Source organism: Pseudomonas medicaginis (assembly GCF_965119365.1).
Lineage (GTDB): Bacteria > Pseudomonadota > Gammaproteobacteria > Pseudomonadales > Pseudomonadaceae > Aquipseudomonas.
On sequence record NZ_OZ221631.1, the window covers coordinates 6,638,878 to 6,654,592 of the forward strand.

15 protein-coding genes are annotated in these 15,715 nt (G+C 53.6%); 3 read left to right on the forward strand and 12 right to left on the reverse strand.

Features of this window, described 5'->3' with window-relative positions; genetic code table 11:
* Window positions 1–5: 5 nt before the first annotated feature.
* The 3 genes from brxC to ACMTA2_RS29290 are packed head-to-tail and all read right to left on the reverse strand — an operon-like array spanning window position 6 to window position 4,854.
* Window positions 6–3,674 carry a BREX system P-loop protein BrxC gene (gene brxC, locus ACMTA2_RS29280; RefSeq protein WP_413792873.1) on the reverse strand — a complete coding sequence of 1,223 codons (3,669 nt, stop codon included), beginning with the start codon at window positions 3,672–3,674 and terminating at the stop codon, window positions 6–8.
* A gap of 14 nt (window positions 3,675–3,688) precedes the next feature.
* Complete coding sequence (locus tag ACMTA2_RS29285; protein ID WP_413792874.1) at window positions 3,689–4,267, reverse strand: DUF1788 domain-containing protein; 579 nt, start codon at window positions 4,265–4,267, stop codon at window positions 3,689–3,691.
* Window positions 4,258–4,854 carry a DUF1819 family protein gene (locus ACMTA2_RS29290; RefSeq protein WP_336464275.1) on the reverse strand — a complete coding sequence of 199 codons (597 nt, stop codon included), beginning with the start codon at window positions 4,852–4,854 and terminating at the stop codon, window positions 4,258–4,260. The genes ACMTA2_RS29285 and ACMTA2_RS29290 overlap by 10 nt, the downstream gene beginning before the upstream one ends.
* A gap of 844 nt (window positions 4,855–5,698) precedes the next feature.
* Here ACMTA2_RS29290 and ACMTA2_RS29295 point away from each other — a divergent pair.
* Window positions 5,699–6,982 carry an SIR2 family protein gene (locus ACMTA2_RS29295; RefSeq protein ID WP_413792875.1) on the forward strand — a complete coding sequence of 428 codons (1,284 nt, stop codon included), beginning with the start codon at window positions 5,699–5,701 and terminating at the stop codon, window positions 6,980–6,982.
* A complete protein-coding gene (locus ACMTA2_RS29300) occupies window positions 6,979–8,748 on the forward strand; it encodes an ATP-binding protein (protein ID WP_413792876.1) in 1,770 nt (589 codons plus the stop codon). The genes ACMTA2_RS29295 and ACMTA2_RS29300 overlap by 4 nt, the downstream gene beginning before the upstream one ends.
* Before the next feature lie 343 nt (window positions 8,749–9,091).
* Here the strand turns inward: ACMTA2_RS29300 and ACMTA2_RS29305 are convergent, their stop codons facing one another.
* From ACMTA2_RS29305 to ACMTA2_RS29330, 6 genes are all read right to left on the reverse strand, one after another.
* A complete protein-coding gene (locus ACMTA2_RS29305) occupies window positions 9,092–9,448 on the reverse strand; it encodes a hypothetical protein (protein ID WP_413792877.1) in 357 nt (118 codons plus the stop codon).
* 59 nt (window positions 9,449–9,507) lie between these two features.
* Window positions 9,508–10,044, reverse strand: a complete 537-nt coding sequence (locus tag ACMTA2_RS29310; RefSeq protein WP_413792878.1) for an HAD domain-containing protein — start codon at window positions 10,042–10,044, stop codon at window positions 9,508–9,510.
* 42 nt (window positions 10,045–10,086) lie between these two features.
* Window positions 10,087–10,281, reverse strand: a complete 195-nt coding sequence (locus ACMTA2_RS29315) for an antitoxin VbhA family protein (RefSeq protein ID WP_413792879.1) — start codon at window positions 10,279–10,281, stop codon at window positions 10,087–10,089.
* 60 nt (window positions 10,282–10,341) lie between these two features.
* Window positions 10,342–10,905 (reverse strand): hypothetical protein, encoded by a 564-nt coding sequence (locus tag ACMTA2_RS29320; RefSeq protein WP_413792880.1) that lies wholly within the window; start codon window positions 10,903–10,905, stop codon window positions 10,342–10,344.
* A gap of 78 nt (window positions 10,906–10,983) precedes the next feature.
* Window positions 10,984–11,388 carry a DUF6957 family protein gene (locus tag ACMTA2_RS29325; RefSeq protein WP_413792881.1) on the reverse strand — a complete coding sequence of 135 codons (405 nt, stop codon included), beginning with the start codon at window positions 11,386–11,388 and terminating at the stop codon, window positions 10,984–10,986.
* 22 nt (window positions 11,389–11,410) lie between these two features.
* Window positions 11,411–11,752 (reverse strand): hypothetical protein, encoded by a 342-nt coding sequence (locus ACMTA2_RS29330; protein WP_413792882.1) that lies wholly within the window; start codon window positions 11,750–11,752, stop codon window positions 11,411–11,413.
* A gap of 352 nt (window positions 11,753–12,104) precedes the next feature.
* Between ACMTA2_RS29330 and ACMTA2_RS29335 the strand changes: the two genes are divergently transcribed.
* A complete protein-coding gene (locus tag ACMTA2_RS29335; protein ID WP_413792883.1) occupies window positions 12,105–12,515 on the forward strand; it encodes a helix-turn-helix domain-containing protein in 411 nt (136 codons plus the stop codon).
* Window positions 12,516–12,572: 57 nt separating this feature from the next.
* On the opposite strand, the gene ACMTA2_RS29340 is transcribed toward ACMTA2_RS29335, so the two are convergent.
* Genes ACMTA2_RS29340 through ACMTA2_RS29350 form a run of 3 tightly spaced genes read right to left on the reverse strand, consistent with a single transcriptional unit; the run spans window position 12,573 to window position 15,714 of the window.
* Window positions 12,573–14,864 (reverse strand): ATP-dependent DNA helicase, encoded by a 2,292-nt coding sequence (locus tag ACMTA2_RS29340; RefSeq protein WP_413792884.1) that lies wholly within the window; start codon window positions 14,862–14,864, stop codon window positions 12,573–12,575.
* On the reverse strand, window positions 14,861–15,301 hold the full coding sequence (locus ACMTA2_RS29345) for a VPA1267 family protein (protein WP_413792885.1): 441 nt from the start codon (window positions 15,299–15,301) through the stop codon (window positions 14,861–14,863). Before ACMTA2_RS29345 ends, ACMTA2_RS29340 begins: the two co-directional genes overlap by 4 nt.
* Window positions 15,301–15,714, reverse strand: a complete 414-nt coding sequence (locus ACMTA2_RS29350; RefSeq protein ID WP_413792886.1) for a hypothetical protein — start codon at window positions 15,712–15,714, stop codon at window positions 15,301–15,303. Before ACMTA2_RS29350 ends, ACMTA2_RS29345 begins: the two co-directional genes overlap by 1 nt.
* Window position 15,715 lies beyond the last annotated feature (1 nt).

Here is a 15,715-nt window from a genome sequence, read left to right on the forward strand (position 1 = left end):
GTTCCTTAGCGAATTTCAACGCGTTGATTGTCAGCGATTGCCTGCTCAAGCTCATTACGCAGTTTGGCAAGGAAGCTGTCGATATCGGCCTGGGTCTCGATATAACCGGAGCCAGCAAGCAGCTGAGCATCCACTACCCTGCGTTTTTTGACTGGCGCCGCCGGAGCTACAACTGCCGCAGGCGTATTAACAATCGGAGTAGTGGACTCTGCTACTGGCAGACCAGGGTTACCGCTACCAGACGCCACGGGCAGTGGTGCCGGTGCGCTGGCTGCTACTTTAGCTTTGGCGGCGGCCTGTTCGGCCAACAGATGCAGATGATCGATAGCGGCATCGGCCAGATCGCGGGCCTCATCCAACATGTCATTGATATGGGCCAGGCTGCGCTGTTTGGTAATACTCTGCCGGTGGTTTTGCAGGGCGAGCAGGCTCTTGTTGCGCTGATCCGTGCTTGCTTGCAGGTCATCCAGTTCGGCGTTGACCTTGGCCAATTGCTTGTCCAACCAAGCATCCGCGCGCTCGTGGGCCTCCCTGAGGAAGCCGTCGTTAATCTGGGTGATCGTTTGGATCAGCCCTTCACCTTCGCGAATAAGATTGAACGGTGCTTTGGCACTGAGGATTTCATCTATGCGAGCCAGTGCACGAGCGGCTTTTTCATCCTTCTCCAGCTTGGGCCGGTTAGGCTGGAAGTCCCGCTGAGCCGCACCTAGTTTGTCCCAGGCGGTTTTTTGGCTGCTGTAGAAGTTATCCAGGTCGCCGTAACTGTCAGAGAGGTCGAGCAGTGCGCTGCGCTCCTTGAGGAACAGCTGAATGGCATCAAAGCTATCCGGGGCTGCCTTGAGTTTGCCAATCAACTTAAGGCCCTGGTCGATGTCGTCCAAACCCGGGTACTGACCGGTCTGAGCCAATGCGCGCCACTGTTTGAACTCAACCTCCCAGGTAGCCAGACTGTTTTGAAGAAGGCTGTAGAGGCTATCCTCGCCATCCGGGGCGATTTTCTGAAACACCTCTTTGAATTGCTGACGGGCTTTTTGCAGCTCGCCGGAGCCGACTTGTTGACGCTTCTGGATCTCGGTGGTGCGCCAGCGCGCCGGGGTGGACATTTCACTCCATATTTGCTGCGGTGCCAGCGGGCCACCGTTACCGATCAGGCTGACTTCGCCTTTGAGCAGCAGGCGCACGATCAGCAGTACGGTCTCCCATTCCGGCCAACCATAGGGCCGACGACCGTAGTGGGTCTCCGCTAGGTCATGCAGGACGATGCGTCGCGATTGTGAGGCAAGCAATTCAATGTGCTGGCTAACCTCTTTGAGGGCGCGCGGGTTGGCTTCGCCAGTGCTCTCCAGGTCAAGGCCCGGCGTTTGCGGCGTGGCCAGCATGGCCTGAATTTCTTTCTGAGGGTCACTACTCAGGTGCTGGATGTATCCCAGCTTGCTGAATGTATTACGCACTAGGTAGTCGAGCGCCTCCTCCGCTAGCATCGGTGCACTGGAAGCCTTCGTTTCAAGTTTGTTGCCTGCCACATACACATCGGCCTCACGCAACAGACGATCCACGGTGGTGCTCAGGCGCTGGCGGCGCTGGCGGTTTTCTTCTGCACGATCCTGAAGGATGCGCTTGGTGTTGTGCGGCAGCGTGCCGTCGTTTTTGTGCGTGATGTACTTGTCTGTTTGCAGGTACAGACGAAGTTCACGGGCCAAGTCACGCTCGTCCTCCAGACGCAAGAGCACACTGCCCTCCCCCTGACTGGATTCAAGAATGCAACGTTGCTCATTCCAAGTGCCACGATCATCCACCAGGGGGCTGATGACCGATATCAGCAGGTCGCCATCAACGCGATGGCCTAGGGGATGCAGATCGCACTGGCGGTTGAGGCCAAAGTCTTTGCCGTTGTCGGAGAAGCGAAACTTGCGTTGGCCACGCAGCGCTTCATCAAACAGCAACTGACCCAGCGCGCGGGCCTCATCGGCGCTAGTGAGGTCGACGTCCTTGATCTCGCGACTGATGTCACGTTCTTCGTTGGTCAGAAAGAAAAAATCATCGCCGTTACGACTGACCAAGGTTTCCTTTTCCAGGCGCTGGAGACTGTCCTCAATCTGTTTGCGCAGACCTTGGCGGTCAGCGTCGATCTCATCGATAAACAGGGTGATCAGGTTGTCGACGTTGCCCTTGATCTCATCGACATATCGGATGAGGAACAGAGTTTTCAACACAAGGGGATCGAGTTCTTGCAGGCTCGGGTTGCTGGCGGCATTGTCAATGGTCGATTTGACCACGCCCTCAAGGAAGCCCTCGATAGACGGATAGAAGCGGTAAAGCGGTACCAGAATGCCGACGTTGTTATCACTGACGGCCTTGGCGGCTGATTGGAACGCATCAAGCAGCGAGCGCTCGCCTCGGGCCAAGTGGGTACCGGTAGCGCCGGCCTTGCGAACGCTTTCAAAAATGCGCTGCACCAGCTGGAACTGATACGGCACAAAGGGGTAAACGGCGGCGAAATTGTCTTCGTCGGTGAACGCTTTGTATGTGCGCCCAGTGTTGGTGAAGCTGAGCTGGTTGCGCAGAATGTCAGCCTTCTCGCGGTAGATCTTGCGCAGGGCATCCTTGGGCTCTGGTTCTTTGTCGAGCAGGCGGCGCTGGATGACTTCATCGACGTTGCCGCTGGACAGCGACAAGCGGGTTTTGAAGCGACCCTGAATCTTGGAGAAGTCGTTAGCCTTGGAGGCGCGTACTTCACCCAGCACAGCGTCGATGTCTTCCTGCGAGGTAACCAGAACCCAGGCGCGACCACCACAGATCGTACCGAGGTTTTCGGTGATGGTTTGCAGGCTGAGCATCAGGTGGGTGTCCTGGCCAATGAACTGGCCGACTTCGTCCACCAGGAACACGATGCGCTGATCCTTGCCGCGCTTATCTAGGTACTCCTTCACCCATTTGGCGAAGCTTTCGACGTTGAGGCTGAAGTCGTTTTCAAAACGCTCCACCCAAGCGTCGGCATCCTTGATTTCCTGCCCAAGGGTTTTCGACAGGGCAGTAGCCAACGCATCAACCTGGAAATGGTAGGCGTCGCGCTCATTTTCCCAAGTGGAGCCTGAAGCGTCAGCGAATGCCTGCTTGAACCCAGCAAACTTGCCCAGATCGTCCAGGTGACGCTCCATGTGAGCGATATGCGGGTGATCGCCGCAGAAGCCCAGGCGCTCGTTGAAGATCTTCAGAAAGACACGAAGGATGGCGTCGCGGCCGTCACCGCTATCAGCCTTGCTGTCGATGTTGAACAGCAGCACATCCGTTTCGGCGGCGATGGCGCGCTTGATATCAGCGGCGAGCATCGGGTCGGCGATTTTGCGCTCAAAAAAATCTATGGCCTGGCGCGTGACGGCGTCCTTGCTGACCTGTTTGTTTTCCAGTAGGTAGGAGAGGATCTTCAAGAAATGCGATTTACCCGAACCGAAGAAACCGGAGATCCACACCCCTACTCGCCCCGACGCATCCTGGGGGTTGTCCAGGGCCGCCAGGTAGCTTTCAAAAAAGCTGCGCAGATGCTGATCCAACTCGCGAGTGATGACGTACTCATCCAGCTCTTGCCAAACGGACTCAGCGTCATCCTGGTCAGCCTTGATCACGCCGTTGATCGAGCGGTGAATAGAGCGGGTAAACAGACTCTTGATTTGCACGGTGGACATCCTGTTCAGCTCACCAGTCGGAAAGCGCGGTAATAGGGTTTCTCGCCCAGCTGACCGAACAGCTTTAGCGATTGGCCGTCATAGAGGCCGGGATAGAAAACCACCAACGGGGTCTGCCCCATAAACGGCTGGAGGTTATTCAGAAGGTTGTGGGTGCGAATCAGCGGATATGCACTGCCAACACCGTTGATGACCAGCAGGCCAAACTCACTTGGCGGATAGCGATCAGCCAGTTCTTTGGCGACCTTGCCTGCGTCAAGTGGTGCCTTGAGGGCCTTGAGCATGTAGTCGTCACCTTTCTTAGCTTGCATCTCGATGGATTGTTCCAATTTGTTGCGGTCTTTCAGCATGTCGAGCATCAGCTCGAACAGGTTGATAAAGGCAGCCTTGAGATCAGGGCGGCGCTTGATAATCGCCCCTTGGAGAAACCGGACGTGCTCACGCACCTTCACTTCATCCTTCGGCAGATAATCGAAGGCATAGAACGGCACCTCGTTGCCCAAGCCTTGGCCACCGAGAAAGTCATCAGAGGTGACCTTATCCAGGATTTTATTGAGGCGTTCGTCGAGGTCGTTCACGGGCATACCTGAAGGCAATCGAGCACGTACTGCTCATTGTGTTGACGTAAATAATGAAGAACTGCGGGCTCAATGTGCTGACTACGTAGGCGAAGATTGCGGGTGTTTTCGATGAAACCGGCCTCCGCCAGGATACGCATGGCATTTTGCCTTAACTTAACCCGAGTGGAGTCGCTGAGGGTAGGCATATTCGGTTGCGAACGCAGGCTGTCTTCGATGTAGGCGTCCCAGTGGCGCGCTTCTAAGTGGGTGGCGAAACGGCGGAACTGATCGCGTACGACCGTACGCAGGAAGTCCCCGAATAACGGCGAGAACTTGACCGTGACGGCGAGAGAAGCGTGGGTGGCGACGGGGACGCTACCATCCCGTACAAGCGACCACAAATCAGAGCTCATGGTTTGCAGGCGTAAACGGGCCAGATTGGCATAGGTATCGGCAGTCCTGGCCGTACGCTTTTGCAGCACATTCAATTCGTGTATCTGCCTACCCCACTCCTGAACGTCTACACCCTGCAGCAACAGCGCGGCAACGATTCGGGTCTCAGGCACGATCAGAGAGCACTGCGTGAAGTTGGCTTGGTATGGACTACTCATGGATGACTCTGGTTTTCAAACGTGTAAAGCGACCTATTTTGAGAGTCTGATCCGGCTAGCGCTAGCGCTGAATATCCGAAGGCCAATTTAAATTTGTGTGGCCGTTCCGCCAACTCACCTTGCGCGACTTAACGGGCGTCCGCCAAACACAGCACCAGGTCGGTTATCTCACTCGCCAGCAGCCCGGCTGCCATCGCCTTAAGCGAAGGCGCCAGGAAGGTGTCTTGCCTGGACAGTTACAATTTTCTCAAGCTGGTACCGGATCAAAATTTCATACCAGGTTGGCTCTGACGTCATGCTCGCGAGCGATCAACCACACGGAGACGCCAGGCTAGAAGATGGCTTCAACGACTTGGTGTGTAAGGCCCTGCGGAAAGCTCGGGACACCACGGGCTGCGCAACTGTATCCAAGATAGTGCCCACTAAAAATGATGCCCACTATCTTGGCCCGTTTGGAGAGCTGTCCAGAGTGGCAGCTGGCCCGACATTTGAGAGCCCGGCATGGAGAAACGCCCGACCAGACCAGACCAGGCTAAACACAATGAAAATTATGGCTGAACAATAATTATTCCCCAGTCATAATTCGGAATAACTAGGCGTCATAGGCAGATGGCCAGCATCAATGCGGCGCCGATGGCGGAAAAGTAAGGCAGGAGCACAGCATCGGGGATCAGAGGACGGCTTTGAATGTGGGGGTAGTAGGGCTCTGCGAATCTTCTTTCTACCTCATGATCGTCAATATGCCACTATTCTAGAATTCGTCACGGATGGCATGGACTTGCTTGCATGCGTACCTGGCGTACGGGTTACAGCACTCTGATTTCCGACGAATAGGACTTTTGTCATGACCGTTCCTTTAGCGCCTCCGATACCGTTAGCTCCTCCCGCGCCCTTGGCGCCCACACACAATGGACTGTTAGCATACTTAAGCCCCGGAAGCTCCGAATGGTTACCCATTACAGAGACGGCGTTCAAAGTGTTGAATGGCGTTGAGGAGATGGATGACACGGGGCTGCAGCGAGTTCGATCCAACCGTGCAACCTTGGCAGACCTCTTTGGCAACGCTTTACAGATGCCAAATTTGGGATTCTTTGCCGGTAGCGGTACCTCCCTTGCCCCAGTGGGTGGCCCTAGCATGTGGCAGCTATGGACAGCGGCCATGTGTACGGATCCAACAGGTGATGCACTCACTGCAAGCGCAGCCGCCGTTTGTGAGACAGTGCGGTACGTCGAACTAGAATCTCCAAATATTGAGCATTTTCTTTCTCGGTGCGATGCGTTTTTAGCATTCAATGAGAGTGAAGAGGTCGCTTCATTTGTTCGCGGTGTGAAAACCGTAATCTTGCATCTATGTACTGATTTCTTAAATCATGCTCAATCAGACATATCTTCCTACAGACATTTACTACAAAAGCTTGCACGTCGCCGGGTACGTGACCCCCGTTTGAAGGTTTTCACGACCAATTACGACATGTGCTTCGAAACGGCGGCATCCGATCTGGGGATGGTTGTAGTTGACGGTTTTTCCTACACCCGGAAACGAAGATTTGACGGGCGTCATTTTGATTTCGACATCGTCCGTAGGGAAAGCGACAAGCACGAGTTTGTAGAGGGCATATTCCAGCTTCACAAGCTGCACGGTTCAGTAAGCTGGACTCGCCATCAAAACGATATTTACGAAGACGGATCGCCTCATCCAGACGATGCGTGCTTGATATACCCCGCGAAAGGAAAATATCAGCAAGCATTCATTCAACCGCACCTGGAGCTTCTATCTCGCTTTCTGGACTTCGTCCGTCAGCCCAACAGCTGTCTGGTTGTCTCGGGCTTTGGTTTTAATGACGATCATTTATCCGAGCCCATTTTATCCGCGATCCAGTCCAATCCCAGTTTAAAACTGATACTGACTGACTACCGCTGCATAGAGCACGTGCATAACAAGGGGCACCACGGCTCAAGCACCTATTGGACAAAGTTTCATGAACTGTCTCAAAAGGGATTTGACGTCCATTTTGTTGGGGGCTCTTTTTCTGACGTCATAGATCAGATCCCGTACCTGCGCGCAGTCTCCCCAGCAGAGCAGTTGGCCAATGCCGTGAGAAGACTCGGCAATGGAGTTCAGCAATGACCGTTAACATATCGACCGATGGGATATTGCTTGCAGATCTCAAAATCGGCGTCGTATCGAGTGTCGCGGCTCAGCACGTCAAGGTTAATCTCGCTCATGCAGGGGAAGCCAGCGGTCACTACTTGAGTGGCAAAAGATATGGTAAGGGTGAAGTTGGGGAGCTTGTCCTAATCGAGGGCCAGCAGGCCATTATTCTGGGCCGAATCACCGAAGTCAGCCTGCCCGATAGAGATAGGAATGAGATATCTCAAGATTTTTCGGGGCTCAGAAAAGTCGACGCAATTGGCTTCATTCGGCTGCTTGGTTCAGTTCACCCCATCAGCTTGAAAGTCCAAGCGGGTGTCGCCTCCTATCCGCGCCTGGGCGACAGGGTTTACTCGGCTCCAGGCGAATTCATATCGATGATCCCGCTGCTAACCAGCGCGGGCATTAACGTCCAATCACCACCTGTATCGCTTAATCTTGGCGTGGTGTCAGGCGAAGGCGGATTCCCAATTTGTGTGACCCCTGAAAAACTTTTTGGTCGGCACTGCGCGATCTTGGGCTCTACCGGAGGTGGGAAAAGTTGGACTACTTCGAAAATTATCGAAGAATGTCGACGCTACCGTTCAAAAACGATATTGCTGGACGCGACCAGTGAGTACAGATCACTGAGCGGTGCCGATACCGTTCACCTCCATTTGGGGGCGCCCTTGCATGCGAACGATAACTCAGTAGAAATTGTCATTCCTCCGACCAATTTCACGGAAGGAGACTTCATTGCCCTCTTCCAGCCTGCTGGGAAAACTCAAGGCCCTAAACTCAGAGAAGCCATTAGGAGCTTGCGACTTGCCGCACTCGCCCCGGAGCTTTTCCCACAAGGTTACATTCCCAAAATCAGCACCTCTAAGGAAAATTTCCGAAGAGCCCTAAACACTAATGGGAACGCCAGCCTCGTTAACAAACCGACACAGCCTTTTGACATAAGCCTTTTAGTTCGGCAAATCGTTCAGGAATGCTGCTTCCCTGATGCAGGGACAAACGCATTAGACCGATTCGGCCCGGCAAACAACGAGCTTTCATATTGCTCATCGCTTCTGACAAGAATCACAGGAGTTATGGAATCACCATCCCTTGCGTGCGTTTTCAATCCTGACGCAGCACTTCCAAGCCTGTCAGCCCAAATGGACGAATTCTTAAACAGTGACGCCAAACTTTTACGGGTTTGCCTCAGCGCTGTCGGCTATGAGTTCAACGCCCGAGAAGTCGTCGCTAACGCAATCGGCCGCATGCTTCTGCAGCGTGCTAGGGCAGATGCTTTTCGCACGAATCCGCTGCTGGTGATCCTGGACGAGGCACATAATTTCTTAGGGAAGTCGGTGGGCAGTGAGGACGATCTGCAAAACCTTGATGCATTTGAAATGATCGCCAAGGAGGGACGTAAATATGGCCTGAACATCTGTCTCGCGACTCAAAGGCCTCGTGACATTACTGAAGGAGTACTGAGTCAAATGGGGACGATGTTGGTTCATCGTCTGACCAATGATCGAGATCGCGACGTCGTCGAAAGAGCTTGTGGAGAAATCGATAGGTCGGCTGCTGCCTTTCTTCCGAACCTCAAGCAAGGCGAGGTAGCCGTCGTAGGAGTCGATTTTCCGATCCCCGTTACCATCCAGATCGACAGGCCGTCCCAGCCTCCGCTCTCAGATGGGCCCAGCTATCAAACGCTTTGGGGGGCTCCAGTAGTCGAAGCATCCAATTTCTTAAACGTCGACCTGCCCAACTGACGCTTGAAGCTGGCAATGACGTACAAGCTGTTAAGAGTCGTAAGAACCCAGAACCGACCTTCTTTATGCACAGATAAAATGTGGGAGGTTCGAATCATGTGCCCGTCCTTGAACTGCTCACGAGGCCCTTTTCGTGAGTGGTCAATGACTATGGCGATACACGTATTGCCCACGAACAGCGCATCGCTAAGATATCCAGTGATCGGTGAATCGTAAGGCCACTGTTGGGCGCAAATAATTCTTTGTAATTGGAAGTCGGTTAAGTGGCGGACAAGGCGACCTGCGTCGTTCGTTTCGAGCATGGTTGAGTTCTCTCCGCTTTAACGTTAGTGCGTCAGGTGATTCAGAGACGTTCGCCTGAGCGAAGCAACGCAAGAAAACTTCGCCGCCCGGCATCGCGCATGAAGCTGCAGAAGACGTAATTGCCCTCTCGCGTTTTAAGTAACCAGAACTTCCCTTCCTTCCAAATCCTCTGGATTTTTGCTGTTCGAAGAATCGCGTAATCTGCAGAGCGATAGACGTCGTCAAGCTCAATGTGATCGAACGAGACGCCTAAGCTTGTGTCCTCAGCAATCGTCGCATCACTGATAAACGCGGTGATCGGCACGCTGAATTTTTGAAGATTCGCCCTCACTAAGCGTCTCATTCGGAAGTCGCTCAGTTCTTTGCTGTGAAACTCTATTTCGATTACTTCTGGCATCCGACTTCACCTTCGAAACGATTCAATAGGCACCCGCGATGATCATCGGAATGGGCCATTCATTCCGACTCCATCAATGCTCTCAGCTTGACCTGTAACTCCTCTTGGGTCGGCACTGAGCTAAGACCCAGGTGAGGATCAGTGCGAATCAGCCGTCGATCGTGAACTGGCCAGCTTTCAAAAGGATCATCATCCAAGGCAATCCAACTCGTCAGGCCTGCTCTAGTTACTGCCGCACGAATCTGCTGATAGCGGCTGTACATGTCATAGCCCTCTAGCGGGGCCTTGGGCATTCTGGAATGCCATGTACTGCTCACGGTGAGAGCCTGCAACTCCGGCGGTAAGGCAGCGCGCGCACGGCGGTAACCGAGGATGCGTACCCAGCTTGTCGATAAGCTGATTTTGACTAGAGGAAACTCCTTCAGTATCTCTATCAGGATTTTGGCGTGCATCATCAGTCGCCCGGGTGCACGCAATTCCAAACCACTCCGGTTTCGGTATACGTCGTCCGGGTGCAGCACCCCATCAAAATCGAGAAATAGAACTCGATCATTCGGCGTCAGCAGGCTGCTTGTCGGGCAGTTCGAATCAAGCACGGTATAGATCTCTCAAAGCCGGCCTTCCTGGAAGTTAGCTGCTTACCGTGAAGCGCACTGCCGTATGCTCGTAATCAACTCCGCCAGCAGCTCGTCAAGACTTACGAGGCCATCGGCATATCGCTGCATCTCAGCAAGGTGCGCAGAGGAATGCCTCACACCTTCGAGTGCCTGACAACCAAGAACCTCAGCCACTGCTTTGCGACGCCGCTCACGCTCGAGATCATCGATTTGCATGTGACACCTCCCCTTCGTTTAGAAGGCCTCCACCAAAGGGGAAGCCAGGCTGTGAAGCACTTATTTGAATGCCTTGCTGAAGCGTTGAGACAGCGATGCAGCGTCAATCGCAGCCCAACTCTCCGGATCATTGCTCATCCTGATCCAATTGACCGCAATCCCCACCATGACCAACCCTGCCAAGATTCCCTCCCAGAACGCCCAAACGAAGGTCGTCCGAACTAGGTAATCAGGGTCAACGCTTCCGGACACTAGATGAATCGGATAGGGAGAAAGGAAGCACCCTGCAATGAACGCCAAGATCATCAAGGGTACTGCGTAGACCATCAACATCACCGGCACCTTGATCTGGTACTGCCTCGCAGCTACCAGCTTGCCGTTCTCGCCCTTCATGGCGTAGATGGTGGCTGTGTTTGCAGTCTTGTCTTTTTTCTTCGTGAAGATGCCGTACAGGGTCACTCGCTCCCCCGCCTCAATCTCTTCAAAGATCATTCCTGGCAGCAAAACATTCGGCAACACCTGCCCATCGATAACGATGCGCGCGGTCATAACCCCCTGCGCAGTAGCAATCACTCGTGGCTTCTCGATCACTCCAGTGACCTGCCGGCAATCAAATCGAATCAAAACGGTGCTCCTGCAATTTTTAAAGGCGTGGCTAATCGCACTGCCTGAATGACAGTGAGGGTGAAAGTGTCGGATGAGTTACGCTCGAAACGAGAAAACGGTACTCAGTGCTGCTGGCGTTCTTACACCATCACCAAGCAACAGGTAGACCGTGCTTTTGGTTTCAAACATGCACGGGTGGTCATGCGAAATTCCAAAATTTGTGCGCACCCAATGCCCCGGCGGAAATCGCTGCCGGCTGTCTTGGACTACCTCATGTGCATAGACAACTAGGGGCAAAATTCCCATGGATGACAGCTTTTGGTGCTCGTCCTGGGTGAGTTGCAAGTCGGCGATGATCCATTGCTTCACCAGGCAGAACGGTTTTCCGGGGAAGGTCTGCTCAGCGAGGTTTTTCATCTCGTTCTGAGTGCCGTGCCAACCGGGAGCCTTTTCCTCTGAGGCATGAAGAAATCGGGTGACTTCATCTAGAGTTGCAGCCATGGATCCTCCAGAGCTCTATCCCTCATAAGCGTGCACTCGTGTAGATTCGTCCGGCATCAGTGACGAACTCATACACGGGGTGCGCTTCAGTACCAGGTTGCAAGCGAATCTCGGCCAACACTTCCATCACGTAGCCAGTCTGCGCATTCATCATTGGTGAGGTGATCAGATGGACTTTGTTCACATGCATGAACACCGAACTGTCGCAGTTATAAGCTGCCTTGACGATTTCCACATCGCTGACCAGTCGTGCGATCGGGCCTATGCAGTCTTCATCAAACCCCATGCCCTCGATCAAGAAGCTAAAGTTGCAGCGACTGAGGTTGACTGTGTCCCAGAAGAGCAACGCATCGGGGCGCTTCACAAAGGTACCCCTAAGCTCGCTGCGGTTAGTTAAAAACACTTTCAGTCCTATATCCGAAGACAGCAAAATTGGCGGCACCCTAAGGCACTCCCCTTATGAAGCGTTACTCAGCCTTCAGCTAGCCAATTCATGGTGATCGTTCAGCCAATATAATCGACCAGCAACGAAGACCATGCCGACCACCGTGAAAGTGGCACCACCATTGTTTTCACATCATATTCTATATCCGATGGCGTGAAAATGACCATTGTGGCTCTATCCTCGCTTTTGAGGGTTCGTCATGGTCACGAGGCAGTCGCTAGCGGCAGTCCTCCGCGCAGCCCGTTCAATTGCGGGCTCGTCGAGAGAGGACTTGGTCTCCAAAATACATCCGACCTATCTCCACGATCTCGAGAACGCAAAAAGCGGAACCACGCTGGAAAAGCTGGGAGCCCTGTCAACGGCGCTCGGGTGCGACCCGCTTGCGCTTTTATTGATAGCATCAGCGCAAGACATGCAACTAACCAATGCAAATCGTTTGCGGATGCTCGCTGATGAACTTGATCGCCTCACTGAGCTTGGGCTTTTAAAGGGGGCGGCTGAGCAACTGGAAGGGGGATCCCTCAAATCTCTGCGAAGCGGGCGAAGCCTGCCAGAAGATAAGCACAGGGCTGTTCTGCGGTGCAGAGAAGAAGGCCTATCCCAAAAAGAAACGGTTGCAGCGACAGGTGTTTCCGCTTCGACCGTCAGCAGAATATGGCGCAGGGATTTAAATCAAAACTAGCAGCTCAGGCCGTTATTCAGCCGCTGTTATTCAGCTTTCCGTTCGACGCGTTGGGATTTACAAAGTCTCGCTATCACTCGTTTGAAGTTCGGCCTCAAGAAGCGCCTTCAAACCAACCTGCCTTGAAAAGGCCTTGGGTGGCAACCTGATAGCGTCTCGCACCGCATCGATGTCGCCCACCAGGATGACCTGCACCTGAGCTCTGGTGACTGCGGTGTAGACGAAGGTTCGGTCGAGGATGCGCGATTTACGGACTGGGATGATAACCCTCTTGAATTGTGACCCCTGTGCCTTGTGCACCGTGATGGAGTACGCAAGCTCTATTAAATCGACGTCGGTGTCCAGAATGTAATGTTGAACACCATCAAAGGTCGCCATTCCCAGCGCTATGGCGATACGAGGTTTGTTCTCATCCCCTAGGTCTACTGATTGCGGTTTATCAAACACCTCATCAATCTGGCCAAGCGATCCGTTTTGCAGGTTCCGCATCCAGTCGTTTGTGGTGTACATAACCAGATCCCCAACGCACAAGCCTGTTGCCTCGATCTCACCTGTTTCAGGGTTTTCCGCAAGCAAGGGACGGCTGTGGTCAGCATATCTGAGGTGGCAGGTTCGATTGATCGTCTCGACCCCAGCGAAGGCGCATGATCTGGTGGCAGAAAGGATCTGTGTATTTTCCGTATCTTGCTCATAAAGCCGAATTACAGTCGAAATGATTTGATCATCGGAGCAAGGCAAAAACACTACGTCATCAGTATCGTTGGAGCTAAATGTTGGCTGTAATCCAACGCGAATCTGGCGGGATGCCAATGGTATGGCGGACTCTTTCGACTGCCGCTTAACCTCGGTGAGCTCAGTGGTCGGCACTCCGGGCATGCTGCACAGCACGTGCAGGATAAGTCCGGCGCCAATGGGTGGTAGTTGGTAAGGGTCGCCAACTAGGATTACCTGACTTTCAGGTGGTAGCTTCTGAACCACTCGGTAGAACGTGACAAGATCAAGCATCGACGCTTCATCGATAACGATGATTGGCGCCGACCCCATTTCTTTGTCTGTCACCTTGTTCAGAAAGCCTGCAATAGTCCGCGCTTCCTCGCCCGTAGCTTCAATCATTCGAGCGGTGGCTCGGCCAGATAGCGCCATTTGGAATCGAGGTCGACCTGTCGTATCGAGGGCTTTGTACAGAGCCTTGAGTACAGTGGTTTTTCCTACTCCGGCACCGCCAGTGATGATGCTGAAGCGTTTGGCAAACGAGGTAGTCACTGCGAGCTTCTGAGCTTGGTTCAAACCGAATGCAGGAAGGCCCAGATGCACCCTCTCCCCCGCCTCAAACTGCGTGATGACCTCGCTTACATCGACAGCGAACAGCTGTGGCTGCAACGACGGCGTAACGATCAGGTCTCGGATGAACTGAGCACAACGTCGCTCCATCAGCCATGAACCAGGTGCAAATAGCATCACACCTAGGTGATCGAGCTCCTTGCATACAAACTGACCGGCTGATGAGCCTGCCAACAAGGCCTTTGCCAACGCCGCGCTTGGAGCTGAATGGGGTTTGATCAGTTGCCCGACGGTGGCCTGAAGATCTCTAAGTGAGCTGCATGTGTGGCCTTTCTCAGAAACTCGATACAGAGCCTCCTCCAATGCCGCAGCAATCCTTCGATAATCATCAATGCTCACGCCAAAGCTATCTCTGGCGATGCCATCCACCATCCCCCATACCCCTGCGAAACTGAGAAGCCGATACGGATCATTGGTCAGCGCGGAGATCGTGTTCTTCTTGTGGAACCGAATTGCTTTCCTGGCTAGGCCTAGTGGAATTTGCTTGTCCTGGACGAAGCGGAGTGTTTTAGCATCTCCGTCCTCAGCCCAACGCTTGAACATACACTCTCGAACATCTTCAGTCGGGATGATCAGCATTATGGCTTCGTGATCAGCATGATCGAGCACCTCATAAAGCCGCTCTCCCAGAGTATCCCAAAGCCGAGTAGCCTTAATCTCACCAACTCCTCTGACGTTGTCACCTAACCACTGGATTACTTGAGAGCCGCTTGGGCGAACAAGGCGAATATCCTGGGCATCAACGGTCATTTCATTGATCGCAAACGCGCCATGAGTCCTCAGGATAGTGGTGACTTCGCCATAGACCTCAAAGATGGCGCCTACAGCGATGTCGGAGAGCTTGGCGATAGCCTTCGCCACCTTGATGACCACAGGTCTCGATCGGTCATTGATGCCCCGAACAACATCCATGCGATGACCGAATGCGATACACCCCTTGCGATTAGCAGAACGGATGCTGGTGATGCGTACACTGATGTTGATCAGCATAGGGGCAATGGCATTCATCTGGGCATCCTTCCGGTTTCTTCGAGAAACTCGCTCATAAGCGTGTGGCGATCAAGCATCTTCTTGGCGGCTTGGAGCTCAGCGCGCAACGCGGCGTTCTCTTGCTCCAGCGAATTCAGTCGCTGACCGTCCTGCCTCCGCTGCTTCGCATCAGTGTCTCTCAGCGCAGGCTCCACTTTCTGTCCCGATGGCAGAGAAGCCACCATGGGAGGCAATACCCCTGCGACCCTGAGTTCGGCTTCAAGGCTCTCCAGCGCCGAACGGATGGCCGGATTCTGCACGAGAGCACTCTTCCCGAACCCACACTCAGTTGCGATTTCGGAACGCTTCAGCTTGCCCCGGTGAACGTACTCTCTGAAGTCACCGTCAGACTTCGAGGTTGCCCAGGCAAGAAATGAAGCGTGGTTTTGTTCAGCAATCTGCTGCCCGTTAGCCATCAGGATTTCGCCTCTGAGGAGTCACGGTCAACAAACGGCAGCGGAGCATCAAGCTTGTCCGCCGATACGTTGAATTTATGGGCGTTGTACTGCCAACGCATGAACCGCTCCAACAACCGTTCGTTCTCACGCTCTAGTCGGTGATTTTCAGCCTCAAGCCTACGAATTCTCTGCTCAGCGATGCTGAGGCTCGCTGGTCGCTTGGTTGAAACAAAACCGGACTTCAGCCTGGCTTTCTGGTGTGTAAAAGCGCTCTTGATCCTCTCATGGGAGTTTAGAGTCTGACGTGTAGGTCTAGACCCAACCAAAGGCTCGATAGCATCACAGAGCGGCTCCCAGCCAAGCTTCCCCTCCCAGGCATCGATCAATGTAACAATCAGATCAAGGTCTTTAGCGCTTAAATGCTTAGCCATG